The 25,632-nt window shown below is 38.3% G+C and carries 19 protein-coding genes, 1 tRNA gene and 1 pseudogene; 19 read left to right on the forward strand and 2 right to left on the reverse strand.

The window, feature by feature from the left end; translation table 11 throughout:
• The first annotated feature begins 129 nt into the window (after positions 1–129).
• On the forward strand, positions 130–3,423 hold the full coding sequence (leuS, locus tag RM545_RS09520; RefSeq protein ID WP_311495093.1) for a leucine--tRNA ligase: 3,294 nt from the start codon (positions 130–132) through the stop codon (positions 3,421–3,423).
• Between the two features lie 102 nt (positions 3,424–3,525).
• Positions 3,526–4,623 carry an alanine dehydrogenase gene (gene ald, locus RM545_RS09525; protein WP_311495094.1) on the forward strand — a complete coding sequence of 366 codons (1,098 nt, stop codon included), beginning with the start codon at positions 3,526–3,528 and terminating at the stop codon, positions 4,621–4,623.
• Positions 4,624–4,741: 118 nt separating this feature from the next.
• Here ald and rimM read toward each other — a convergent pair whose 3' ends face one another.
• Positions 4,742–5,269, reverse strand: coding sequence for a ribosome maturation factor RimM (gene rimM, locus RM545_RS09530; protein WP_311495095.1), 528 nt, complete (start codon positions 5,267–5,269; stop codon positions 4,742–4,744).
• An 18-nt stretch (positions 5,270–5,287) separates the two neighbouring features.
• Complete coding sequence (locus tag RM545_RS09535; protein ID WP_311495096.1) at positions 5,288–5,857, reverse strand: 30S ribosomal protein S16; 570 nt, start codon at positions 5,855–5,857, stop codon at positions 5,288–5,290.
• A gap of 276 nt (positions 5,858–6,133) precedes the next feature.
• On the opposite strand from RM545_RS09535, the gene RM545_RS09540 reads away from it, so the two are divergent.
• The 17 genes and pseudogenes from RM545_RS09540 (at position 6,134) to RM545_RS09620 (ending at position 25,627) form a co-directional block, all read left to right on the forward strand.
• Positions 6,134–6,583: a ferritin-like domain-containing protein gene (locus RM545_RS09540; RefSeq protein WP_311495097.1), complete on the forward strand. Its 450-nt coding sequence runs from the start codon at positions 6,134–6,136 to the stop codon at positions 6,581–6,583.
• A gap of 255 nt (positions 6,584–6,838) precedes the next feature.
• A complete protein-coding gene (gene dnaE, locus RM545_RS09545; RefSeq protein ID WP_311495098.1) occupies positions 6,839–11,227 on the forward strand; it encodes a DNA polymerase III subunit alpha in 4,389 nt (1,462 codons plus the stop codon).
• Between the two features lie 547 nt (positions 11,228–11,774).
• Positions 11,775–12,107: pseudogene (locus tag RM545_RS09550) on the forward strand (type II toxin-antitoxin system RelE/ParE family toxin).
• A gap of 10 nt (positions 12,108–12,117) precedes the next feature.
• Positions 12,118–12,450, forward strand: coding sequence for a helix-turn-helix domain-containing protein (locus tag RM545_RS09555; protein WP_311495099.1), 333 nt, complete (start codon positions 12,118–12,120; stop codon positions 12,448–12,450).
• A gap of 353 nt (positions 12,451–12,803) precedes the next feature.
• Positions 12,804–13,121 carry a thioredoxin gene (gene trxA, locus RM545_RS09560; RefSeq protein WP_311483413.1) on the forward strand — a complete coding sequence of 106 codons (318 nt, stop codon included), beginning with the start codon at positions 12,804–12,806 and terminating at the stop codon, positions 13,119–13,121.
• Between the two features lie 88 nt (positions 13,122–13,209).
• Positions 13,210–14,139: a DUF58 domain-containing protein gene (locus RM545_RS09565; RefSeq protein WP_311495100.1), complete on the forward strand. Its 930-nt coding sequence runs from the start codon at positions 13,210–13,212 to the stop codon at positions 14,137–14,139.
• 86 nt (positions 14,140–14,225) lie between these two features.
• Positions 14,226–14,299, forward strand: a tRNA-Asp gene (locus tag RM545_RS09570).
• Between the two features lie 113 nt (positions 14,300–14,412).
• Positions 14,413–15,357 carry a hypothetical protein gene (locus RM545_RS09575; protein WP_311495101.1) on the forward strand — a complete coding sequence of 315 codons (945 nt, stop codon included), beginning with the start codon at positions 14,413–14,415 and terminating at the stop codon, positions 15,355–15,357.
• 145 nt (positions 15,358–15,502) lie between these two features.
• Complete coding sequence (locus RM545_RS09580) at positions 15,503–15,838, forward strand: helix-turn-helix domain-containing protein (RefSeq protein WP_311495102.1); 336 nt, start codon at positions 15,503–15,505, stop codon at positions 15,836–15,838.
• Complete coding sequence (locus tag RM545_RS09585) at positions 15,801–18,353, forward strand: DUF3987 domain-containing protein (RefSeq protein WP_311495103.1); 2,553 nt, start codon at positions 15,801–15,803, stop codon at positions 18,351–18,353. The genes RM545_RS09580 and RM545_RS09585 overlap by 38 nt, the downstream gene beginning before the upstream one ends.
• Before the next feature lie 100 nt (positions 18,354–18,453).
• Positions 18,454–19,725: a site-specific integrase gene (locus RM545_RS09590; RefSeq protein ID WP_311495104.1), complete on the forward strand. Its 1,272-nt coding sequence runs from the start codon at positions 18,454–18,456 to the stop codon at positions 19,723–19,725.
• A gap of 314 nt (positions 19,726–20,039) precedes the next feature.
• Positions 20,040–20,489, forward strand: coding sequence for a hypothetical protein (locus tag RM545_RS09595; protein ID WP_311495105.1), 450 nt, complete (start codon positions 20,040–20,042; stop codon positions 20,487–20,489).
• Between the two features lie 21 nt (positions 20,490–20,510).
• Positions 20,511–20,942, forward strand: coding sequence for a hypothetical protein (locus RM545_RS09600; RefSeq protein WP_311495106.1), 432 nt, complete (start codon positions 20,511–20,513; stop codon positions 20,940–20,942).
• Between the two features lie 412 nt (positions 20,943–21,354).
• Entirely contained in the window at positions 21,355–21,801 is a 447-nt protein-coding gene (locus RM545_RS09605) for a hypothetical protein (protein WP_311495107.1), read from the forward strand.
• Positions 21,802–22,169: 368 nt separating this feature from the next.
• Positions 22,170–22,817, forward strand: coding sequence for a hypothetical protein (locus tag RM545_RS09610; protein WP_311495108.1), 648 nt, complete (start codon positions 22,170–22,172; stop codon positions 22,815–22,817).
• 388 nt (positions 22,818–23,205) lie between these two features.
• Complete coding sequence (locus RM545_RS09615) at positions 23,206–23,676, forward strand: hypothetical protein (RefSeq protein WP_311495109.1); 471 nt, start codon at positions 23,206–23,208, stop codon at positions 23,674–23,676.
• An 805-nt stretch (positions 23,677–24,481) separates the two neighbouring features.
• Positions 24,482–25,627: a hypothetical protein gene (locus tag RM545_RS09620; protein ID WP_311495110.1), complete on the forward strand. Its 1,146-nt coding sequence runs from the start codon at positions 24,482–24,484 to the stop codon at positions 25,625–25,627.
• Positions 25,628–25,632: the final 5 nt, after the last annotated feature.

The raw sequence follows: 25,632 nt of genomic DNA on the forward strand, positions 1-25,632 counted from the left end.
GCAACCCGACAAGTATAAAATTGTAAATTTGCAGGCAATTAGTGATTAACGTCTCTGCGAACAACGGGAAGCAGTCTTAGATTGCCGCGTGATTTCATTGTTCGCAATGACCAATAGTTAAGAGAAGAAATGAATTACAACTTCAACGAAATTGAAGCCAAATGGCAAAAATACTGGGCCGATAATCAAACTTTTAAAGCTAAAAATCCTGGCTCCCCTCCTTCGGAGGGGCTGGGGGAGGCTTATTACGTGTTGGATATGTTTCCATATCCTTCCGGGGCAGGGCTGCATGTGGGGCATCCGCTGGGGTATATTGCCAGCGATATTTACGCGCGTTACAAGCGCCACAAGGGATTTAATGTCTTGCATCCGCAGGGGTATGATAGTTTTGGGCTTCCGGCAGAGCAATATGCCATTCAAACCGGCCAGCATCCGGCGGTTACTACAGAGAATAATATAAAACGTTACCGCGAGCAGCTGGATAAGATTGGTTTTTCTTTTGATTGGAGCAGGGAAGTGCGCACCAGTAATCCCGAATATTATAAATGGACGCAGTGGATTTTTATCCAGCTTTTTGAATCCTGGTATGATCATGAGCAGGATAAATCCCGTGCAATTTCAGAACTTGAAGAGATTTTTGCTTCGGAAGGGAATACAAAAGTAAAAGCAGCCTGTGACGATGATGTTGAAGATTTTACTGCGGAAGAATGGAATGCTTTTTCTTCTGAAGAAAAACAGAAGATTCTACTTAAATATCGACTTACTTATTTAGCTGAAACCGAAGTAAACTGGTGTCCGCAGTTGGGAACAGTGCTCGCGAACGATGAAATTGTAAACGGAGTTTCCGAACGTGGCGGCTATCCCGTGGTTCGGAAAAAAATGACACAATGGAGCATGCGTATTTCTGCCTTTGCAGAACGCCTTCTTCAGGATCTTGATAAAATCGATTGGACCGAGAGCTTAAAAGAAAGTCAGCGTAACTGGATTGGGAAATCGGTTGGAGCAATGGTTGAATTCCCCATCCTATCCTTCCCCGAAGGGGAAGAGAAAGCACAACGGGGATATATGACTGGAGGAAACAATTCCCATTTGCTTCTTGAAAAGGCGAGGGAAAACAGGAATGATCCTACGGATGCAGAAAGAATTCTTTGGAAACATCTGCGCAATAAAAATTTAGGCTATAAGTTTCGTCAACAACATCTTATTTATGATTTTATAGTAGATTTTGTTTGCCTGTCAAAGCGATTAGTTCTTGAAGTTGATGGAGGAATTCATGATTTGCAGATTGAAGAAGATGAAAACCGAACTGCGATAATTGAAAGCAAAGGATTCAAAGTCCTAAGGTTTAAAAATGCAGAAGTAATTGGAGATATTGATGCCGTTCTTGAAAAAATTGAAACTGCTCTTTCTGGACAACCTCATGTTAGTGAGAAAGTCCAAAAAGCTCCCCCTTCGGGGGCTGGGGGGATTCGTGTTTTTACCACCCGTCCCGATACGATTTTTGGAGTAACTTTTATGACTTTGGCACCGGAACATGAACTGGTGAAAAAAATCACCACTCCGGAACAGAAAGAAGAAGTTGAAGCGTATATCGCTGCCAGTGCGAAACGCAGTGAACGTGAGCGTATGGCAGATGTGAAGTCGATAACCGGTGTTTTTACGGGTGCTTATGCAGAACATCCTTTTACCAAAGAGCCGGTGCCAATCTGGATTGGGGATTATGTGTTGGCGGGTTACGGAACTGGAGCGGTAATGGCTGTGCCTTGTGGCGACCAGCGTGATTATGATTTTGCAAAACATTTCGACTTACCAATTATCAATATTTTCGAAAATGCTGATATTTCTGAAGAAGCTTTTTCGGGAAAAGAAGGAACGGTCATCGCAAATTCAGATTTCCTTAGCGGACTAAAATATAAAGAGGCGCTTCAGAAAGCGATCCTGGAACTGGAAAAATTGGGTCTTGGCTACGGAAAAACAAACTACCGACTTCGGGACGCTGTTTTTAGCCGACAAAGATATTGGGGAGAGCCTTTTCCTATTTATTATAATAATGGTCTGCCACATCCCATACCTGAGCACTGCCTGCCACTCGAACTTCCCGAAGTAGAGAAATATCTCCCAACTGAAGAAGGTGAGCCGCCTCTGGGACGCGCTGAAAAATGGCACTGGGATGAAAAAAATGAGAAGGTGATATCTCAAGAGGAATTTGAAAGTTCCCCTTTAGGGGGCGGAGGGGGCTTGGAACTAAATACTATGCCTGGATGGGCGGGAAGCTCATGGTATCTTTTCAGGTATATGGATCCGCATAATGAGGAGACCTTTGTCTCTAAGGAAGCGAAGCAGTATTGGGAAAACGTAGATTTATATATAGGTGGAAGTGAACATGCTACTGGGCATTTATTATATTCCCGTTTCTGGACAAAATTTTTAAAGGACCGCGGATACCTTACTGTTAAAGAACCTTTTAAGAAGCTGATCAACCAGGGGATGATCCTTGGAACGAGTGCTTTTGTTTACCGTCTTGAAGGGGAAAATGTCTTGATATCCAAAAACCTAGTTGGCAAAAATGCTGTACAACCTATTCACGCCGATGTTTCCCTGGTAAATTCTTCAGATGAGTTGGATATTGAAGGTTTTAAAAAGTGGCGTCCGGAATTTGCTGATTCTAAATTTCTAACAGAAGAGGATGGGAAGTACGTGGTAGGCCGCGAAGTTGAGAAGATGTCCAAATCCAAATATAACGTGGTAAATCCGGACGATATTTGTGAAAATTACGGTGCCGATACTTTAAGAATGTATGAGATGTTCCTGGGGCCGTTAGAACAGGCAAAACCCTGGAATACTGCCGGAATCACAGGAGTGCATAATTTCCTGAAAAAACTTTGGAAACTTTATCATTCCTCCCCCAGCCCCTCTGAAGGAGGGGAGAACAGTTTCTCTGTTTCAGATGAGCCGGCATCCAAAGATTCGCTAAAAACTTTGCATAAGACGATTAAAAAAGTGACTGAGGATATTGAAAATTTCAGCTTTAATACTTCGGTTTCCACGTTTATGATCTGCGTGAATGAACTTTCGGCTCAAAATTGTAATCAGCGGGAAGTACTGGAGCCGCTTGCAGTTTTAATCGCGCCTTATGCACCCCATATAGCGGAAGAATTATGGTCGAAATTGGGCAATTCTGAGTCCGTGGTTACCGCAGTATATCCTGTTTATGAAGAGAAGTTCCTGGTGGAAAGCACCAAAAATTATCCCATTTCCTTCAACGGAAAAATGCGCTTTACCATGGAATTGCCACTTGATATAAGCAAAGAAGAAATTGAGAAGACGGTATTGGAAGATGAGCGATCAAAATCATATTTATCTGAAGCAACCCCTAAAAAAGTAATAGTTGTTCCTGGTAAAATTGTAAATATTGTAATTTAACCCCCTAAATAATTACGATAGAAATAAAAATTATATTCTTTTTTATGAGCACCCCCTGCGTTTGAATATTTTAATTTAATTTGCGTCAAAAATATTCTACTTATGAAAATCGGGGTGCCTAAAGAAATTAAAAACAACGAGAGCCGCGTGGGAATGACTCCTGCTGGTGTACTGGAACTCACCAAAAGTGGACACAAGGTTTTTGTGCAGTCTACTGCGGGTGATAACAGCGGATTTTTAGATGAAGATTACTCAGCTTCCGGAGCCGAGTTGCTTCCTACCATTGAAGATCTTTATGCCAAAAGCGATATGATCGTCAAGGTAAAAGAGCCTATTGAAAAGGAATATCCCCTGATAAAGGAAAATCAGGTAATTTTCACTTATTTTCATTTTGCTTCTAATCGCGAGCTTACAGAGGCGATGATTAACAGCAAATCCGTTTGTATTGCTTATGAAACGGTGCAGGAGCCTTCGGGAGCTTTACCTCTGCTTACACCAATGTCTGAAGTTGCCGGAAGGATGGCGATACAGCAAGGAGCAAAATATCTTGAAAAACCTGTAAAAGGAAAAGGATTATTATTGGGAGGAGTGCCCGGCGTGCGATCTGGAAAAGTCTTGATTCTTGGAGCCGGGACAGTTGGGATTCAGGCAGCAAAAATGGCTGCAGGGCTTGGAGCTCAGGTTACGATTATGGACGTGAATATGGATCGTTTGCGGCATGTGAATGATATTATGCCCAGCCATGTAGTAACTGAATTTTCAAATGAATATAATATCCGGAAACATCTTCGCACGCACGATCTTATAATTGGTGCTGTTTTAAATACCGGGGCAAAAGCTCCGAAACTTATTACACGAAATATGTTAAAAGAGATGGAGCCGGGGACTGTAATTGTGGATGTTGCGGTAGACCAGGGAGGGTGCATAGAAACTTCACGGCCTACAAGCCATGAGGATCCTATTTATATTATAGATGATGTTGTGTATTATTGTGTGGCAAATATGCCGGGTGCTGTTCCGCACACGTCCACTCTTGCTTTAACTAATGTTACGCTTCCTTATATTTTAAAGCTGGCTTCGGGCTGGGAAGCCGCCTGCTCACAAGATGCAGTTCTATCCAAAGGTCTAAATATTGTAAAAGGTAAGATTGTATATGAAGCAATAGCTGAAGCGTTTGGCTGGGAAGAAATTCTTACCTAAAACTTATAATTTCTTGATAATATAAGATGCCGTTGCCATTAGGGAGCGGCATTTTTTTAGATATACCAGGTATACATGGAGTGACAATAAATAATAAAAATAAAGAATAAGAATGCCTTTAGGACAAATAAATATCCACCAGTCCTTCAGGAGTGTTGAGGTAAATGACTTTATTTTCCTTATCTACTTTTTCCAAAAACTCATCGTTCATGGGAATAAGTATGTCTTTACCATCCTTTTTAATTTCAAATAAGGCCTGCGCCGTATTATCGTTTACAGATACTATTTCGCCAATATCACCATGGTGAGCATCTATTACTTTAAAGCCGATAATTTCGTGAAAGTAAAACTGATGATCTGCCAGCTCTGGAAGCATGGTAAGGGGCAGGTAGAGTTCGCAGCCTATGATGTCTTCGGCATCATCTTCGGTATTAATGTCTTCAAATTTGGCGCGAAGTAGTGTGCTTTTGTGAAGAGCACTTTTTTCAATAAAAAATGGAACCAGGTTCTCGTTGTATTCAACGAAAACCGATTCCATTTCTGTGTAAGTTTCAGGTTCATCAGTATCGAGTTTAATCAATACCTCTCCCTTAAAACTGAATTTACTAACGATCTTGCCAAGATAGAAACATTCTTCTTTTGTCATTTTTCGTTAGAAAAGGTTTTAAGATCCTGCTTGTTCCTGCTTTTCGTTTGCTTTAGCTTCGTCAGCAGTTGCTTCCTCTACCTCACCGGCGGCGGCAGCTTCCTGATCTTCTGCAGTTTCCTCAACCTCTGGTTGGGCAGCAGCGGCAGCTTCAGCTTCACGTTTAGCGTTGGCAGCCTTTTCAGCTTCAAGAGCTTTAGCTTTTTCAGCTTCCTGTTCTTTGGTTAAATTCTCTTTCTTAGCGTCAATTTTACCTTCTTTTTCTTCTAACCAAGCCTGGAATTTCTTCTCGGCCTCTTCTTCAGTCAAAGCACCTTTTTTAACACCAACAGCAAGGTGTTTTTTCAGTAAAACTCCTTTATAAGAAAGGATAGCACGGGCAGTATCTGTAGGTTGTGCCCCGTTCTGTAACCATTTTACTGCGCCATCAACATCTAATTCGATAGTTGCAGGATTAGTGTTTGGATTATAAACACCTATTTTATCAAGGTATTTACCATCTCTTTTTGCACGCGAATCTGCGGCAATAATCCAGTAAAAAGGTTTTCCTTTTTTACCGTGTCTTTGTAATCTTATTTTTACAGGCATAAAAATTAATTTGTGGGGTTCCCGACCCCGATTATTAATAAGGCTGCAAAGATACTACATTTTTCTAATTTACAAGTTTTTACAAAATTAAATTTATTGATTATGTTCTGGAAGCCCTAGCCTCTTTTTAGCAATGAAATGGGTTTTGTGAAAGGTTTTAGAGAAAAAACAAGATGCGTTGTTAAAACCAGTTAATTAGTGCTAAACCCTGTTAAATAGCTTGATGCGAAGGTTTTAGCGCTGTACCTTTAGCTAAACGATAAAAGAAAAGAAGGCATGGAATATTCAGAAAAAGTTGCAAATAAACTAAATGAACTTCTTAAGAAAAATTACGATTCAGAGAAGGGTTTTAAGTTTGCTGCAGAGAAGGTGAAAAATGATCAGCTTAAATCTTTTTTTAAAGATAAGGCACAACAGCGATATGATTTTGGGCACGAATTAAAGTCAGAAATTGCCAATTTTGGTGAGTCTCCAGATAAAGGTTCGAGTATAGCAGGAGATGCGCACAGAACATGGATGAATCTTAAAGCGAGTCTTTCATCAGATAAAGAAGAGGCTGTCCTCGAAGAAGCGGTAAGAGGAGAAAAAGCAGCAGTTGAGGATTATGAAGACATTCTTAAAGATCCTGACATTCCGGCATCGACAGGAAATATACTGTTGAAGCAAAAAAATGCTATTATGGCTACCTTTAACGAGGTGAAAAGCCTTGAAAAGCAATTTGATTGATAACAATAATATAAAAAAGAAAAAGATGCGAACACAGGTTGACTGATGTAGTAGTGGTTTAAAATGTTCGCATCAGGCCTCACAAATAAGTACCTAAATGGTCACTGTTTGTGAGGCTTTTTTTATGGGCTGTAGTGGTTAATAAAACGTAAAAAGTTTCTTTTACGAAGAGTCATTTTATCTTTAATTTAGCAGGAAAAGCCGGAGTGCTTTTTTTTGGCCATTCTTGGGTCTGCCTAAATTAAACCGAACCACATGTATCTCATTTTTGACACCGAAACTACCGGATTACCAAAACGTTGGGACGCTCCCTTATCTGATTCTGATAACTGGCCACGCTGTATCCAGATTGCCTGGCAGCTGCATGACGACATGGGAAGGCTGGTTGAAAGTCAGGATTATTTAGTAAAACCCGAAGGTTTTAATATTCCTTATGATGCAGAAAAGATCCACGGAATTTCCACCGAACTAGCCGCGGAAAATGGAATTACTTTAAATGAAGTTTTAGAGAAATTTCAATCTGCACTCAACAAGTCGAAATTTGTAGTTGGCCAGAATGTAAGTTTTGATGTAAATATTATGGGAGCCGAATTCTTCAGACTTCAGATGGAAAATTCACTTCAAAATTTGCCAATTCTCGATACCTGTACAGAGGTTACGGCAGGAATGTGTAAAATTCCCGGTGGCCGCGGCGGTAAATTTAAACTGCCTACGCTTACCGAACTTCACGAGTATTTATTTGACGAACCTTTTGCTGAAGCCCATAACGCAACGGCCGATGTGGAGGCAACGACCCGTTGTTTTCTTGAACTGTTACGCAAAAGAATGTTCACCAAAGAACAATTGGACGTTCCTGCAGATTATTTCCAGAATTTTTCAGAAGCCAATCCGCAGCCGATACCACTTATCGGGTTAAAACATATCAACCTCAAAAAGGCTTCCGAAGAAATAAGGAAGCAGCTTCAGAAGGAACAACCGTCCGAAGCAATTACTACCGAGGAAATTGAAGAGAACCTCGAAAAACTGGATGAAGTACCGTTTGCACATTTGCATAACCATTCCCAGTTTTCAGTTTTACAGTCTACCATTAGTATTCCCGACCTGGTAAATGCGGCAGGAGAAGAAAATATGCCGGCTGTCGCTTTAACAGATCATGCCAATATGATGGGCGCTTTCCATTTTGTAAAAGAGGTGGGTGCCTATAATAAATCTATTAAAGCGAAGAATGCTGAAGCGCTGGAGAATAATTTGCCTGCTGAAGCTAAAGAATTAAAAGCTGTGGTGGGTTGTGAGTTCTTTGTTTGTGAAAATCATCTGGATAAATCCAGGAAAGACAATGGTTACCAGATCGTGATGCTGGCAAAGAACAAAAAAGGATATCATAACCTGGCAAAAATGTCTTCCATCGCCTATACCAAAGGATTTTATTACGTGCCGCGAATCGACCGGGAAGTGATTCAGAAATATAAAGAAGATATTATTGTCCTTACCGGAAATCTTTACGGGGAAATTCCCAGTAAAGTGCTGAATGTGGGAGAAAAGCAGGCAGAAGAAGCTTTGCTTTGGTGGAAAGAAGAATTTGGAGACGATCTCTATATGGAGATCATGCGGCACAACCAGGAAGACGAGAACAGGGTAAATCCGGTCTTAACTGACTTCGCCAAAACTCATAAAATAAAGCTGGTTGCCACCAATAATACCTATTACTGGAGACAGGAAGATGCCAATGCGCACGATATTCTGCTTTGTGTAAAAGATGGCGAAAAGCAGGCCACACCGATAGGAAGGGGTAGAGGTTATCGTTATGGGTTGCCAAACCAGGAATACTATTTCAAGTCTGGCGAAGAGATGAAGAATCTCTTTAAGGATTTACCCGAAGCGATTTCCAATGTTCAGGAAATTGTAGATAAAATTGAACCTTTTGAACTGGCGCGGGATGTACTCTTACCGGCGTTTACCATTCCTGAAGCTTTTTTAGTTGAAGAAGATAAAGTGGATGGCGGAAAGCGGGGCGAAAATGCCTATTTGAAGCACATCACTTTTGAAGGAGCGAAAAAACGTTATGCAGATCTTACGCCGGAAATTGAAGAACGGCTGAATTTTGAGCTTTCGGTAATTGAAAATACGGGTTATCCCGGATATTTCCTTATTGTGGAAGATTTTATTCGGGAAGCACGGAATATGGACGTGTCGGTTGGGCCGGGTCGTGGATCTGCAGCGGGAAGTGCCGTGGCCTACTGCCTTGCAATTACAAATATCGACCCCATTAAGTACGATCTCCTTTTTGAGCGTTTCCTTAATCCGGATCGTGTGAGCATGCCCGATATTGATATTGATTTTGATGATGAAGGGCGTAGCCGTGTTATGGATTATGTAATTGAGAAATATGGGGCCAATCAGGTGGCGCAGATTATCACCTACGGAACCATGGCTGCTAAATCTTCAATTCGGGATACTGCCAGGGTTTTGGATTTACCTCTAAGTGATGCGGACAGGATTTCGAAACTTATTCCCAACACCAAGTTAGGTAAAATCTTCGGAATGAGCGAAAAGGAGCTAAAAAGCAAATTCCGAAGTGAAGAATTAGAGAATATTAATGAACTCCTTAATATAGCTGAAGGAGACGACCTGGAGGCGCAAACCGTTAATCAGGCACGTATTCTGGAAGGTTCAGTGAGGAATACAGGAATCCATGCCTGCGGGGTGATAATTACCCCCGGAGATATTACAGACTATGTGCCGGTTTCGGTCGCAAAAGATTCCGATTTATATGTTACACAATTCGATAACTCTGTAGTAGAAAGCGCCGGACTGCTAAAAATGGACTTTTTAGGCCTTAAAACCCTGACTTTAATAAAGGACACGGTAAAAATTGTAAAAGGTCGTCATGATATAGATTTAGATCCCGATAGTTTTCCGTTAGATGATGAGGAAACGTATAAACTTTTCCAGCGTGGGGAAACCGTAGGGATATTTCAGTATGAATCTCCCGGAATGCAGAAGCATATGAAGGATCTTAAACCCACAGTTTTCGACGACCTTATTGCAATGAACGCTTTGTACCGCCCCGGGCCAATGGAATATATTCCGAGTTTTATCGCCAGGAAGCATGGGAGTGAAGAGATCGCCTACGATTTGCCCGATATGGAAGAATACCTGCAGGAAACTTACGGAATTACAGTTTATCAGGAGCAGGTGATGTTACTTTCGCAGAAACTCGCCGGATTTTCCAAAGGTGACGCCGATATGCTGCGAAAGGCGATGGGTAAAAAAATATTCGCTTTACTGGAACAGCTAAAACCGAAGTTTTTAGATGGGGGAGAAGCCAAAGGCCATCCCAGGGAAGTGCTGGAGAAAATCTGGAAAGACTGGGAAGCATTTGCGGCCTATGCCTTCAACAAATCCCACTCTACCTGTTATGCCTGGATCGCTTACCAGACTGCTTATTTAAAAGCGCATTATCCTGCGGAATATATGGCGGCGGTGCTTTCCAATAATATGAATGATATCAAGCAGGTTACTTTCTTTATGGAAGAGTGCAAGCGTATGAAGCTAAATGTGCTTGGGCCTGATGTAAATGAATCTTATTACAAGTTCTCTGTAAATAAAGAAAATGCCGTAAGGTTTGGTATGGGCGCGATTAAAGGAGTTGGTGCAGGAGCAGTGGCTACTATTGTAGAAAATCGTAAAACTGAAGCAGGTTCTTATCGTTCCATTTTTGATATGGCCAAACGAATAGATTTACGTGCAGCCAATAAAAAAGCTTTTGAAAACCTGGCTCTGGCCGGTGGCTTTGACGGATTTAACGATACCCATCGCGCACAATATTTTCATGATGAAGGCGACGGAATGACTTTTCTGGAAAAAGTTATAAAATTTGCGGCAAAATTCCAGGAAAATGAAAACTCCTCGCAGGTAAGTCTCTTTGGAGAAGCCAGTGATGTCCAAATTCCGGAGCCAACAGTGCCGCCATGTGAGCCTTGGGGCACGATGGAAAAACTGAAGAGAGAGAAAGAAGTGGTGGGAATTTACATTTCGGGACATCCGTTGGATGACTTTAAGAAGGAGCTCCAATATTTCTGCAACTCCACTTTAGCCGATTTTAATGAAATGGAGAAGTTTGTAAACAGGGAGCTTTCTTTTGCAGGTGTAGTTAGTGATGTGCAACATCGGACTTCCAAAATGGGCAAAGGATGGGCCACATTTTTTGTAGAAGATTATGTGGAGACTTATGAATTCAGGATGTTTGGGGAAGAGTATCTTAAATTCAGGCATTTTCTGGTGCCGAATTCTTTTGTACATATAAAAGCTTTTATCAAGGAAGGCTGGACCAATAAAGAAACCGGGAAAAAGAGTGACCCAAGGATTCAGTTTAACAGTTTCCAGCTACTTCATGATATTATGGATAGTTATGCAAAGAAACTTACCATCCAGCTGGATATAAATGACCTAAAAGAGGAGAAGATTACAGTGCTAAAAGATATTTTTCGTTCCCATCGCGGGGATCATAAACTAAATTTTGTGGTTTATGAAATGAAGGAGCAGGTGAAGCTGCATATGGCAAGCAAGCGGCAAAAGGTAAAGATATCACAGGAATTACTGGAAGCCCTGGAAGAGGAGCAGGTAAATTATAAGCTGAATTAGTTCGTTGTTCGTTGTTCGGGGTTTGGAGTTTTTCGAAGTAAGAAAAATGAAGTTTCTGTAGGTCGATAATTGGCAAATTTGGACATAGGCTTATTGTTGTCTGTTGTCCGTGGAGATAGCTCGATAATTGACAATTTAGAGCATCCTCCTGGGACGGATTAAAGATTGAAATTAGGAGCGGGAACCTTGTTCCCATGAATTTCTGAAAATGATCTCTCAAAATGTCCATTTTTCGGCATGAAAAGAATGGAAAAACAGGATGTTTAGGCAGTAAATCGAAAAAAATGGACAGCGGTATAGATAAAGTGTGTGGTTTTTAAGTATTTGTGAAGTTAAACGATTAGAAGGCAGCAGAAAAAGGTCAGTTTCATGCTGTTTAGGGTCGAAAATTGCCAAATTTAAGCAGTGGCAAAAAACACAGCCAGGATTGGCTTTAATTGATATTCTTGATAAGTTAACTGTTGCCAGCAATGTGGACTAAATCAAAAAGTTTCCATATAATTCAACTTTTGTTATCTTTGCTAAAGAGAACTAACGAAAGCATTAAATGAGACCAAAATTTGAGATAGTTTTTCTTGAACAAGCTATTGATTTTATGTCCCAATTGGACGCGAAAGCTAGAAAGAAAATCTACTATAATTTGGATAAAGCTAAACTTGAAAACGACCCAAAACTCTTCAAAAAGTTGAACGACGATATTTGGGAATTCAGAGCAGTTTATAAAGGGATTCAATACAGACTTTTTGCATTTTAGGACAAAACTGATAAAACTGAAACGCTTGTGTTATCAACACACGGAATTATAAAAAAAGTAAGTAAAGTTCCAAAATCGGAAATTGAGAAAGCAATGAAAATAAGATCAGAATATTTTGACGAGTAAACTTGAAGTTATGGCAACGAAAAATAAAAAAATGAAAATGATGACACTTGACCAAATGAAGGACAAGGACATTGGAAAACTTGGAACACCAGAACGTGACAAATATGAGTTTGACTTGCGAATGCAAGTTCTTGGCGATATAATAAAGTCTGTACGCAAAGAACGGAATTTGACTCAAGAACAACTCGGAGAATTAATCGGAGTTCAAAAATCGCAAATTTCAAAATTGGAGCGAAATACCAAAAATGTTACTATCGAAACAATTTTAAAAGTATTTAAAGCATTGAAAGCCAATGTGCGATTTAGCGTGGAAATGAACGAATCGGAATTCAAAGTAGCTTAAAGTACTACTGGCAACAAGATATATAAAAGCAATTCTTCAATTAGTCTTAAATCGAAATTCCCTGCTCGCTTGCTTAGCTAATTGTTCCTTCGGAAAATCACGCTCGCTCGCACAGTTTAGACGGGACTTTATTGCAACTGTGTCACTGCCAACTTGTTTTTCGGTTATGGATTGGAGCAAGCTACCTTGTAGCGCGAAAAGCCCGGCCCCGCGCCACGAGCGCGGGGAAACCGCCAAATAAGCCTTGTAAATAAGGTTATAGCCAAATACAATATGCTTGTGTAAGAAAAAGCAAAATTATTTGACTAATTTTACATATTACATAAAAGAAGCAAAACTTAAAATAAGATATTATGGCAATTGAAATAACAGATGCGACTTTTGAAGAGAAAGTTTTAAAGAGTGATAAGCCTGTAATGGTAGATTTTTGGGCTGCATGGTGTGGACCTTGTAGAATGGTTGGACCTATCATCGACGAGATAAGTCAGGAATACGAAGGAAAAGCACTGGTTGGAAAGCTTGATGTGGATGCGAACCAGGAGTTTGCTGCTAAATACGGAGTGAGAAATATACCTACAGTACTTGTTTTTCAGAACGGGGAATTGGTAGGGCGCCAGGTTGGTGTGGCTCCTAAAACTACTTATGCTGAAGCTCTTGATAATCTTTTGTAGTAGGGTTATTACATAACGATAACGAAAAGGCCTGATGGAAATCAGGCCTTTTTCTATATATTACAATTTGTTTTTAGAATTAAGCAGGATGAATTTACAGGAGCAAGTACACAAGGCAGGAGGATTTACCAATATCGAGTTACTGGCGCGGCAGGTGGTGGAAGGATATATTTCAGGGATTCATAAGAGTCCGTTTCACGGATTTTCTGCGGAATTTGCCGAACATAAAATTTATAATAACGGCGAGAGTACCAAGCATATCGATTGGAAGTTATTTGCCAAAACCGACAAGCTTTATACAAAGCGGTATGAAGAGGAAACAAATTTGAGATGCCATTTAATTTTGGATAATTCAGCTTCTATGCATTATCCAAAACTGGCAAAACAAGAGGTTGGTGCTCTAAATAAAATTGGTTTTTCTGCTTTAGCTTCGGCTTGTATTATGCAAATAATGAAGCGGCAGCGGGATGCGGTTGGTTTAAGTGTTTATAGTGACGAGTTCGAATTTTATGCGCCTGAAAAAGGTAGTGAGCGGCATCACCATATGCTTCTAAATACGCTGAGTGATCTTGTCCTGGAAAAAGCTGAGGGTAAAACAACCGATACTCACAAATTTCTTCACCAAATTGCAGAAAAACTGAAGAAGAGATCACTTGTATTCTTATTTACCGATATGTTCCAGGCAGATGCCGAAGAAACTGATTTATTTGAAGCTCTGCGGCACTTAAAGTATAATAAGCATGAAGTAGTGCTTTTTCATGTAATGGATGAAAAGAGGGAGCTTAGTTTTGATTTTGACAATGTTCCCAGGCGGTTTACCGATGTGGAAACTGGTGCACAGGTAGATTTATATTCTGAAAATGTAAAGGAAAATTATAAACTTGCGGTCGGGGATTATATTAATTCCCTTAAACTGGAATGCGCCAGGTATAAGATCCAGTATGTGCAGGCGGATATTAATAAAAATCTCGAAAAAATTCTGACGACTTATCTTGTTGAAAGACAAAAGATTGGTTGATGGGTTTAAATTATTCTGAAAAAAAAGCAAAAAAAGGTTTGTAGGATTGCAAAACGGCTGTATATTTGCCCTCGCAATAAAGCAACGGTCTGGTAGTTCAGTTGGTTAGAATACCTGCCTGTCACGCAGGGGGTCGCGAGTTCGAGTCTCGTCCAGACCGCAAGAATAGTTAAGTAACCGCTTAGTAATCAATAAGATAGCTAGGCGGTTTTTTTATGCAGTAACAAATTCAGTACATTGTCATCCTAGAATGCTGATTCTTAAAACTTTGTAATGGACTCTAAATATAGATATTCCTTCCAAGATTGGCTAAACGGGACTATAACATTCACAGATATCGCGAGTAATATCTTTTATGAAAAGGACTACATTTCACCTGAAGACAAAGAAAAAGTTCAACAGAAGCAAAGGGAAATTTTTAATCAAATTTTAGATGATCGTTTTGAGATCAAAAAGAGTTTCTTGATTCAGTCCTTTAGAAGATCTTCAAATAGGGGATCCGAAATTTCAAAGCATATCACCACTTATGAAAACATTCTCTACGGAAACATTGATGGTTTTGAGGATACAACAGTAATTATAGAAGAAGATTTCATGAAGGCTCCTGAGTTAACAGTTAAGCTCATACCTCCATTGAACGAAACCAACCACGGATCTGTAGAACTTAATTTCATTCAAGAGTCTATAGAAAGCTATCATCAAACCGGGGACTGGGATTACCGGACAGTTCAGACACCGAATCCAAAAGACTTATTTGGACACATGGACTTCTACGGAGAATTCTATGCGGGATTCTATTACAGGCTGATAAACTATCTGAAAAGTTTGAAAGACGCCCCCTACAACTCTTATAAAGTAGAAGATTTGAATTATGAAAAATTTGGTTTAATTCGAGCAGAACTAAAGAAGGCTGGATATATTACTGAAGACATCTCGCCTGCGGCCTTTCTGCGAATCTTCAGTGGCTCTTTTTTGGAAGAGAGTCAAAAAATTGATTGGCTTAAGAACTACAATACGTTAAACTTCTTCTTGAGACGGTTAAAGCCAAAGATTTATACTTCCAAAAATCATGGTTTCTATGATATAGCATCCAATTGCTTCTTAATCAAGGGAGGAGTGGTAAATCCCAGTACGCTGAGAAAAGCAACTTCTGAAAAATTAAAACCTAAGGAAGAGATGGAGATACTTCAAATAACAGGTAAGATCCTTAAGAAGTAACGACATTTTCAAATAATTTCTTTCCCCTCTATTCATAAAAGCCCTCTTTCTAAGGGCTTTTCTTTTTCCAAATCACGACATTTTAAAAATACCAATTTCGGAGCTTCTTCATTGCCTTTATTTTCGATGAAAATTCCTGAAGACAATGAGTTTCAAACCAAACGATTACAATCCGTTTATCGACCTAATCATTGATAAGGTGGCCGCCAAGGTTGTTGAACGATTGGAATCTACCATAATGCAGTCTCTGGAGGGAAGATTAGCTAACACTGCCAATGGTCAAAAACTACTCATTAATACTAAGGAATTGGCCGATCAGCTCTCAGTGTCGCCCAGCACCATTAGAAAACTTCGTGAGCAAGGAATGCCTACAGTTTTAATTGGTGATGCGGTGCGCTTTGAGCCAGAGGCAGCAATGAAGTTTATTATTAAAAATGCTCAAGATGAGAATAACAAAACAAGAGGTCTTCGAGAAGACTAACGGAGGACTTAACTATATTATGCACATTTTTCCAGAATTAGAACAAAATGCTTTTCAAAGAGGAAGGTCTAAGCCTATCAGAAATCATTTGAGGGGTGAGAGGAATCCATCGCTCCAATGCTTCGACAGAGAAGGTAAGTACTACATTAAAGATTATGGTGATCCGGACTACGATGGTGATGCCATAAACTTGTGTATGCAACTTAATCCTGATTTCGGCTTTATTCAAGCCTTACATGAAGTTTTAAAAATTGGATCTCCTGATCAATATAAGAATTTACAGAAAGAAGATTCGATAGTTGAAGAGGTTGAACTTCCAGAAGGAATTGATTTTGACATTGATGAAATGTCCGAGGATGAATTGGCGCATGCTGAAATGAATTTCTTAGAAGAAATTCAAATTAATTATAAGGACCTGAAGAGATTCAATTCTGTTTTTCTTAAAAGTTACACTTTTTATTCTGAAGAGAAAGATAAATTCTACAGGATTATGAAGAAGGACCATGAAGTTTTCATTGGTCAAAAGTTTAAATGTTCAGTAAAGGTGTATAAGCCGTATGCGAAGGAATATAAGCACAAATGGATCGGAGATTATCCAAGGGATTATCTCGGCGGTTTAGGCCTTTTAAAACAACTTTACCATGAGGTAAAAAACGAACCGACAGATGATTTAGTTCAGGTTGTATTTTGTGCAGGTGGAAAGGATATGATTAAAGCTGGTTCGCTTGGCTTTAATGCTATTTGCCTCAACTCTGAAACTAGTACGTTTATTCCTGAAGATGGGAGGATGTATCTAGAAGATATCAGAGATGCAAATCACAATAATTTCGAACTAGTTATAGCATACGATGATGACGAAACGGGAAGGAAGTCTGCAAAAAAGTTCAAAGAGAGACACAAAAAAGACTTTTATATTCGTGTCGTGAAATGGCCTGAGAAACTCAAAAAGGCAGGAGGTAAAGACCTTTGTGACTGGATTACTCTCGGACTTCCTGAAGAAGAACTGATTGAACTTCTTTCAGGGGGGAATACCAATTTCTCTGCTCTTTCCCCTGTTTCCCCCATTTCCCCCCAGGCAGTAAATTCTACTGTTGAAGATAATAGTGAGAGCGAGGCTGAGGAAAGCAAAGATGAGAATTTAGGTTCTTTTGAGGAGTCTAAACAGGAATATCCTCAAGAACAGGTGAAGGAAGATCCAGATGATCAGTTAGCCTTTCCTTTACCGGTTTCTATAAAGGAGGAGGATCTACCGGAAACGCTTAAGAAGCTAGCTCACCCGTTTGACAGGGAGTTTTCTGAAATGCAAATTATTTCCTTCATAACAATTTTTGGAGGTGTATTTAGAAACGTTGTTGGGAGATTCCGTAATGATAAACTGTACACCAATCTGTTTACAGCTATTATTGGAAATCCTGCTTCAGGAAAAGGTTTAATTAAATGGCCGAACAGAATTGTGAAAGAGATTGACCAAATGCTGATTAGAGAAAGCCGTCTTAAAATGGACGAATATGAAGAGCGATTAGAAATGTATAATAAAGGTGGTATAAAGTATTCCGAGGTAGGACCTAAACCTAAATTGGAAACCTTCAGTATTCCTGCAGATATCACTCCTCCGATGTTGGTGTTACAGCTTTTTGAGAATAATGGAACTGGATTTGTTTTTGACACAGAAATGGATACTATGGTAGAAAGTGCTAAGGGATCGGATACTACTATCAGTCCGCTTCTACGAAAGGCTTATGAAGGGGAGCCGATCACCCTTATGCGCAAAACCAATCGTGAACACTTAATTGTTCCCGAAGGAAGACTTTCAATGCTGCAATCAGGAACTCCAAGACAATTTTTCAGATTAATTCCTGATACAGAAAACGGATTATTCAGTAGAATTATTCCCTATATACTTCATTCAGACTTGGGATGGAAGGATGCATTGGATATTGATGACTTTGATTATGAAGGATATTTCGCAGGTCACGCGCAGAAGGTGCTTGACTACTTTATAGAACTTGAAAGTTATGAAGATCCTATTGTCTTTGAACTGTCCAAGGAACAGTTGGATAAATTTGACAAACACTTCAGAGCAAGACTACAGCAGGCAAAGAGCATTGTTGGTTTAGACGTACGAGCCACAGTAATAAGGCTTGGAGCAATTACAGTGAAGATCGCTATTATCCTGAGTACGCTTAGAAAGCTCGACTTACAGGAGAAGTTTAACAATTCAAACTTAGTAAATGATCTAGATTTAAGTGTAGCTTTTTCTATTTCAGACATTATTTTAAATAATGTGATGGATACCCTTAAAATGATGAAAAACGGTCAGATTGAGGATTCCTTTAGAGGAAAAAAGCTAGAATACTTCTACGAACTTGACAATGAATTTACATTTTCACAATCGCAGAAAGTTGCAGAGGAGAATGGAATAAAGGTTCGTACTGCACAGAAATGGGTTTATCAGTTCCGCGATCAAGGATTTCTACTAAACCCTACTAAAGGCCACTTTAAAAAGATTATTTAAAATAAAAGGAAGTCTCTGTAAATGTTTGCTATCACCAAATATTTACGGGGACTTTATACCTCATAGTTATTTATATCGCACAGTCTATAAAACAAAAACAATGGCAACTATAAAATTAATTATAAGACAAAATAAAGGCTCTGTCAATAAGGACGGATCTACATTAATATTGCTTAGGTATACCCATAAAGGGCAAACCATGTATTTTTCAACCGGACTTTCTGTAGATCCGAAGAATTGGGACAAGGTCAATCAAAGAGTAAAGAAATCCGAGAAAGGATTTACTTCTAAAAATATGCTTCTTACCAAGTTTAAACAGAAATTTGACGATATCGTGCACAAGGCACTTTATGATGATATAGAGCCTGCAGCATCTTTTGTCAGATCACAGTATGAGCTTGGAAAGAACCCTACCGAGGGGAAACAGGGGAAACGGGGGAAACCAGTTCATCATGTCAGTTGGGAACAATTTAAAAATGATTTTATAGAAGAGAGCAGGCGAACTAAGAAACCTTCTACTATTCGCAGCTACAATGATTTCATTCACTTACTAGAACTTTATAAGAAGGACCGCCGAATTAAGGAATTGTTTTGGCAAAGTTTCACCTTGGATTTCTACTATGACATCATGCAATATCATATTGAAGAACGTGGAGCGGGAAACAATACATTTGGTAAGATAATCAAGACGCTCAAAACCTTTCTCAACGCAGCAACAGAACGTGGCTATAATAAATTCTTAGAGTTTAAAACTAAGCGCTTTAAAGTACTTCAAGAAGAAGTGTCGCATATCTATTTGAACGAGCAGGAAATACAACAACTGCTCGAATTAAACCTTGATCACGATATCAAACTGAAGGAGATAAGGGATTTGTTCGTTATAGCATGTTATACAGGAGTGCGCTTTGGAGACTTTAAGCAACTCAATCAGCAGAACATTAGAGATGGCAGATTGCGAATAAAAACACAGAAAACAGGCCAGTATGTAGTTATTCCCTTTCATCCTATTGTCCAGTCAATTATTGAGAGATACAGCGGAAAACTTCCACATGCATATAGCAATATGCTCGTGAACAGAGAGCTTAAAACTATTGCCAAGATGGCAGGAATGGATAAAACGATCATCAGATCTCGAATGCATGGAGTGGAAAGGGTAGAGCAGACCTTCGTGAAATGGGAACTACTCAGTACACACTGTGCAAGAAGATCGTTTGCCACCAATCTTTATAAGCAGGGATTTCCGACAATAAGTATTATGAAAATCACAGGACATAAATCGGAGAAAACCTTTATGAGATACATAAAGGTCACTGAAGATGAAGTAGCCAATATGTTAGAAGAGCACTGGAACACTTTTCAGATGACAGCATAGTCAATTTAAAGATTACTAAACAGCCGGAAGTTACTTCCGGCTTCAGTTTGTTAAATTTTCTGAAATAAATGGTACATTTACTACAGATTAAAATATTGAAGTGATAGCGTTAGCTATTTATACTTGTAGTTGAGAAACCGCCAATTTTTAAACACGCACAGGTTAAATAGACAGACGCTCACGCTACGGCGTGGGCTGTGTTTATTTGTGCGTAGGGTACTTGGCGGTGCCTTCAACTACAGTAAGCTACAGTTCCACGCTTTTTTGTAGTATAAACTTCTATTTGGGACTGGTAGATTTTGAGGTTGAGTCGTATGCAAAAAAAATACCTATTCGCCATTCCCTTGGCGCTTCTACCATTATTGTTTATCCTGAATCCAGACTTGAATAAACATCAGAGTGAATACAGAGAATTATTTTTAAATACTGCAGCTCAAGCCTCTGTACAAAATTCGGACGCCAGACCAATATTTGACGGTTTAGACCATGCTTTGACTACAAGAATGAAAATAACAGATTACCATTTCTGTTCAATCTCGTACATCAAATCCACACAAACGCAAAAATTGCACGTTATCGGACTGGGAATACTAGGTAGTGTTTTTCAACTTTCCTCGCCCAAAGATCTGAGGTTCTATTTCTACAGGAATAAACGACTTACAGATGAATTTGACAGTTACAGCTTGAAAAAAGGAGAAGAATCTCCATTTGGATGGAGGATTGTTGCCAATCGCAAAACCCTAAAGTGGCTAGGAATATTCTAATAATCTTTATAAAATATTGAAATGAAGTTTTCGAAATATTACATATTAATTGCAGCTGTGCTTCTGTTAGCATTTATAACCAATCCGGGAAAGGAGAAACACGTAGAAAAAGCTTCCGAAGTTATCTCTGAATATCTATCTTCTGAAGGGGAGGCCGATCTCTTCACGGTCGCAATGGGATCTTTAGTTGGGGCGGTTGTCGGTTACAAAATGGATATTGATAACTTCCTTTTTTTTACAACATCCTCAATAAGGTCCAGTAAAAAAGATGATACCTTACTGTGTGGAGTTGGGGTTTTTGGTCAGGTTATATGGGTGGCTTCTGAAAATAACATTGAAGAATTCACTTCCGACCATGAGGACAAAAAATTACTAAAGAATTCTAACACGGAATTAAAACAACCGGCTGACATCGAAGAGATTGATCCTGCTTTACAGCCCCTTTTCAAATAAAAAAGTTTCTTTCAGTGTCTTTTTTTAAAGAGGAACACACTCAAAGAAACTTTGGCTGATTAGCTGTAGAAAGAAATACGTCGTAACCTCTTTGCAAGCTGCATTCATGACTGCGTAGGTACTTGGCGACCATAAAGCACCGCCTAACTTAGTAGATAAGCAACAGTTATTCTTTTGCTCTTCTAGATTTGCTAATCCTTTTTTAAAAGGATCTATGGCATTATCTCAACCACAAATGATCATCTACACCAGAAGGTAATTTGTCGCTCTTCTTTGCGTGGAAAAATCCAATTTCCAACCATCTTAAAGTGGATGCAGTTGTTCGCTAATAGATTCATTTAAAATTACTTAAAAAAGATACCACTGTTGTATCTCTGGATTATTGGGCTGAATGTTATAAAAACATTCAGTCATGAAGATTCAAGCAACAGAAAAGACATATTTGGATTATTTACAGTACTTCAAACTTAGAGAAAAGAAGATTTCTAACATAGAAATAGGCAATAGGCTCGGATACTCAAAAAAAGGATTTGGCTACTTAATAAGCCATTATGAGTTCAAGAGTAATTTGGAATATCATATGCCGGAGCAAGGAGGAGACTACTTCTTCAATGGATGCTTCTATTTGAGCAGTGGAGTCAGAAATACTCTTCGAAATGAAGAAATAGCAGAAATCTTTACCTTCCTTAAAAGGCTTGTCAAGCAACACAACGGAATAGACTATTTGCAAACGTTCTACTGCATCGAACATGACTGTAAAGTGTTTGCTATCGATCAGCTAAGCAAAACGATGTTAGACTCCGGTAAATACAGTCAAGAATATAATTACTTCACTTTAATCTTGGCAGAAGAATATTAATTTTTAAAAAATTGAAATGTGAGTAACTGACCGTTGGCAGGTGCGCAGCACTTGACAACAAGTTGCTCACTTACTCTTTTTATATATGTTTTTGACTTGTTCAAAAATATATATCCTTTCTTTCAATTATTCTATAGCTTCTTCTTTATAAGACCAAAATTGGTGGATTTGAAGTACAAGATGAGTGGAATTGGAATATAAGATTGGTGGTTTCTAATCCTTTTCATTATTAAAGTTGGTCAAGTAAATGATATTGGAGTACAAGATTGGTGGGTATTGGTAGATATCGCTGGATAGTTGCAGTGTAAAATAAAAAAGGGAGGTGTCAATTTGCGGCTGAACCTCCCTTTTCTCAAAAAATTAAAACTATGCACAACTATCATCCTACTAAAAAGGATAAGCAACTGAGCTTATCAATTCCTGGAAGACTTTTAACTTCCAAGCTTACTCTCAATCAGAAATACATTTTAGGCTTAGATTTTTCTCTCAATGGTAAACTTGGTTACAATTCCTACAGTCATAAAGAAGTCGGTAAACTGATTAAACTACATCCCAATATTGTGGGAAGTTCAAGAAAAGTCTTAATAGAACAGAGACTATTAGAGAAGAATGGAAGAAAATATTTTCTTACTCAAAAAGCCTTAGAATTCTTAGAGGATGATAAAGCTCAGATTTTGCTGCCTTTCGATCTTTATACCTTATCTAATGTAAATACAGGAGCAAAACTACTTTGGGGAGTATACAATTTCATTAGTAGAGGGTTCAGAGATTATTTTGCCTTAAGAGAGACTACTGCAGCAAAGATGGGTGTCTCTGTGGGATCTATTACTAATTGGACAAAAGAGTTGAATCAGGAAAGACTACTTAAGATGTACGAACATAGAAATGGTTATTGCACGAGCCAAACAGTAGTGGTTACGTGTACATTCATTAAAAGAAAAGTTGAGTTGGATTTGAACAGGGAAAAGGACCATAATGGGAACTGGAGACCTATAATGCCATTAATTAATACTTGAAGAATAGGCTCTATATTATAGGTATAGTTTTTTATACTCGAACGCCACGGAAAATAAGAAGACTTCCGAAGAAGGACGAGATTTTTCTATAGAAAACACTAACGATCTTAAAAGCCAGTATAGACAGAAAATTTTTTAATATAAAAAAAACGGCTAGATTCGTAACAACCTAGAATAGAAATAAATATGCCAGTGCCTTTATCAGTACGTTCTACATAATTCCCCATATGAAGGAATTCTGTTAATTTCTTCGGTAACGTTTAGGAAAAGAGGCAGAGACCATGAGAAATTAAGATTGAATTGGATATTTGCAACTAATTGATTATCAATAACAAAATTCGACGTTAGTCAGAATGTGAAAAGTTGAACTAAGAATGAGGTCTAATTTATGAAGGAGAAAATCCAAGAAATTTTAAATAAGAAATGGGAACCGCTTCTTGAGAATTATAAAAATATAGAAGATGGAAATTATCCTGGAATATATCTTTTAGCTTTTACGCACAAAGATCTTAATGGACAAATAGTTCAACCAAGTGATATTTTTTACGTAGGTATGAGCAATGCAAGAAAAGGGCTAACAAGCCGAGTTAAACAATTTTTAAATGGAATAGAGAAAAATGGCAGCCATAGTGCCGGAATGCGTTTTTACAAAGAGAATTCTAAAGGAATTGCTTTTTCAGATTGTAATCATCTTGAGAAATTTTATATTGTTAGTTTAGCTTTTAAATGTGATGTGAATAAACTAACTCGAACTCCAAAGGACTTAAGGATTATGGGAGATATTTGTAGGTTAGAATATCACTTGTTAGCACATATAAAAGAAGTCACAAATGCAGAACCTAAATTAAATAAGAAATAGGAAGAATGTGCATAACCTATGAGAACAATGCTAAATGGTCTCAAAACGAAAGTCCGTGTTGGCTTTTACCTGATTGTCCTGCGTAAGCCATTCTTAAGAACCCGTACTCTCTAATACGAATAATTAATTAAAAGAATAAGAACTACAGATTATTCTTAGGTTTCTTAACCGATGTCGTTCGACCTAAAAGTACCTCGATTGTCGTAGGGGTTATTTTCCCTTCTTTTCTGAAGTTTGCCAGGTTGTTTGGTGGGTAATGAAAAGTGGTGGATATTAATCTAAGAGCAGGTATCTTTTCCATCCGAAAGGTATGGGTACCGTAACAAATCGTTCTTTTTTCTTACAGGGACATTTAATGGTTCAAATTACTATAGTAATTTTATTAAAATGAGAAGAAGGGTTAGACAAAAGTCAGCCTTTCTTCTACCTATTTTTCTACCTTCGGCAACTTTCTGTTTTGAACTGTGCCCTCTCTGCGCTCTATGGATGATCACCTGTAAGTCCAATTAGGACTCTAATTTCCTGTAACATAGTGTAGGGTGTATTATTCACACAAAAATGAAATTATTTTCCTTACAGATACATTCCCTTACGGACGAAGAACCTGCTAAGGCATAAGAGATCAAGTCAATCTAATTTACCCAAATGCTGCACATGTTTTCTTAAGGATTGAAAATCTGTTAGATTAGCAAATAATAAGAGAAGTAGATATGATCCATATATAGTTCAATAGAGTTTGTCAGGGTTAATTGGATATTTAAATTTTTTGAGCTTAAATTGCGATTCGCTAGAACCAGTTAATTTTATGAAAAAAATTTTAGATTTTATTGCCGATGAAACAGACGGAAAAAACTATAAATCTTATAAGTACTGTTTTGAATCTATTGAGATTCCCAAAATTGAATATGATGATAAAATAGGAATTCAAGTTAAAAAGAAAGGGGAAACGGATAAGAGTTTAACAAAACCCAAATCTTTAAAAATTCTAGCGGATAAACTTGCAATAGAAAGCAAACCACTATTTAAATATTTTCTTGACGGTTCTCGTCGTACCTACAAAGTTGATGATATTGCGTATGGAAAAAGACTTTATCCTATAATTGCAGGTCAAATTGGGGTGGCAGTTTGTGAAAGGAAAGATAAACACAGTTTCAAATCTGTAAACTTAAAAAACCCTCTAGTAATATCAATTCCGGAGAATGCTAATGCCCAAGAGGGAATTGGAAATAGTGGTTTATTTTTTAATAATCTCATTAAAAAATTAAATGAACAGGATATTCTGCTTAAACAAAATTTAAAAATCAGTAAAATTCTACCATACAGTAGTAAACTTCTCAAAGAAAATGATAAATATGAAGATAGAGGTGTTGCGAAAATCCAAGATGAAATGGTTGGTTTGGAGCAAAAGGTAGTATTTGATCTGGTTAAAGCCAAAAAGTTAAATGACCAATCTTTTTTAATAAAAGACGGTTCTCTCGAATATATGAAAAGTGGTGAAGCTAGAGAATTGTCTGTAGTTAAAACAAATTATGATTGCGTTGTGGGTATATCAAAAGCTTTTAATCCCGAGGCACTATCAAATGATGTAAAAGATATTTCCAGGAGAATTGCGGAATTAAAATGCTTTCATAGAACGCCTGCTTTTATGTATCAAACGGAAAGGATACCGGACGTGAAATTTGCAGTTTGGTATTTGAGACTACGTGATACTTTAAGCCCTTTTGATGGCATTTTAAAAATCGAAAAGATTTTAGTACGAGAAATCCAAGAGGAGGAAGGTTTAGATTCAGACGAAATAGACTTAATAAGTGCAAATATAATTAACGAACGAAATCCAGTTTGCTATGGTAAAGACGACCGATGGGCAAAACATCTTTATCCAATTCATTTGACAGAATCATATATCAAAAGTCAATATTTAAGCGATATGCATTTTATAAATTTATTTTAATAATA

This window comes from Autumnicola lenta (genome assembly GCF_031846515.1).
GTDB classification, from domain to species: Bacteria; Bacteroidota; Bacteroidia; order Flavobacteriales; family Flavobacteriaceae; genus Autumnicola; species Autumnicola lenta.

What these genes read in the sequence shown, in the direction of transcription:
- RM545_RS09590 (WP_311495104.1), top strand. Translation starts at nt 18,454, where the DNA reads ATGGCAACTATAAAATTAATTATAAGACAAAATAAAGGCTCTGTCAAT.
- RM545_RS09595 (WP_311495105.1), top strand. Translation starts at nt 20,040, where the DNA reads ATGCAAAAAAAATACCTATTCGCCATTCCCTTGGCGCTTCTACCATTA.
- RM545_RS09575 (WP_311495101.1), top strand. Translation starts at nt 14,413, where the DNA reads ATGGACTCTAAATATAGATATTCCTTCCAAGATTGGCTAAACGGGACT.
- RM545_RS09605 (WP_311495107.1), top strand. Translation starts at nt 21,355, where the DNA reads ATGAAGATTCAAGCAACAGAAAAGACATATTTGGATTATTTACAGTAC.
- RM545_RS09535 (WP_311495096.1), bottom strand. Translation starts at nt 5,857, where the DNA reads ATGCCTGTAAAAATAAGATTACAAAGACACGGTAAAAAAGGAAAACCT.
- RM545_RS09555 (WP_311495099.1), top strand. Translation starts at nt 12,118, where the DNA reads ATGGCAACGAAAAATAAAAAAATGAAAATGATGACACTTGACCAAATG.
- RM545_RS09615 (WP_311495109.1), top strand. Translation starts at nt 23,206, where the DNA reads ATGAAGGAGAAAATCCAAGAAATTTTAAATAAGAAATGGGAACCGCTT.
- dnaE (WP_311495098.1), top strand. Translation starts at nt 6,839, where the DNA reads ATGTATCTCATTTTTGACACCGAAACTACCGGATTACCAAAACGTTGG.
- RM545_RS09610 (WP_311495108.1), top strand. Translation starts at nt 22,170, where the DNA reads ATGCACAACTATCATCCTACTAAAAAGGATAAGCAACTGAGCTTATCA.
- RM545_RS09565 (WP_311495100.1), top strand. Translation starts at nt 13,210, where the DNA reads ATGAATTTACAGGAGCAAGTACACAAGGCAGGAGGATTTACCAATATC.
- ald (WP_311495094.1), top strand. Translation starts at nt 3,526, where the DNA reads ATGAAAATCGGGGTGCCTAAAGAAATTAAAAACAACGAGAGCCGCGTG.
- RM545_RS09540 (WP_311495097.1), top strand. Translation starts at nt 6,134, where the DNA reads ATGGAATATTCAGAAAAAGTTGCAAATAAACTAAATGAACTTCTTAAG.
- RM545_RS09620 (WP_311495110.1), top strand. Translation starts at nt 24,482, where the DNA reads ATGAAAAAAATTTTAGATTTTATTGCCGATGAAACAGACGGAAAAAAC.
- rimM (WP_311495095.1), bottom strand. Translation starts at nt 5,269, where the DNA reads ATGACAAAAGAAGAATGTTTCTATCTTGGCAAGATCGTTAGTAAATTC.
- RM545_RS09580 (WP_311495102.1), top strand. Translation starts at nt 15,503, where the DNA reads ATGAGTTTCAAACCAAACGATTACAATCCGTTTATCGACCTAATCATT.
- trxA (WP_311483413.1), top strand. Translation starts at nt 12,804, where the DNA reads ATGGCAATTGAAATAACAGATGCGACTTTTGAAGAGAAAGTTTTAAAG.
- leuS (WP_311495093.1), top strand. Translation starts at nt 130, where the DNA reads ATGAATTACAACTTCAACGAAATTGAAGCCAAATGGCAAAAATACTGG.
- RM545_RS09600 (WP_311495106.1), top strand. Translation starts at nt 20,511, where the DNA reads ATGAAGTTTTCGAAATATTACATATTAATTGCAGCTGTGCTTCTGTTA.
- RM545_RS09585 (WP_311495103.1), top strand. Translation starts at nt 15,801, where the DNA reads ATGAGAATAACAAAACAAGAGGTCTTCGAGAAGACTAACGGAGGACTT.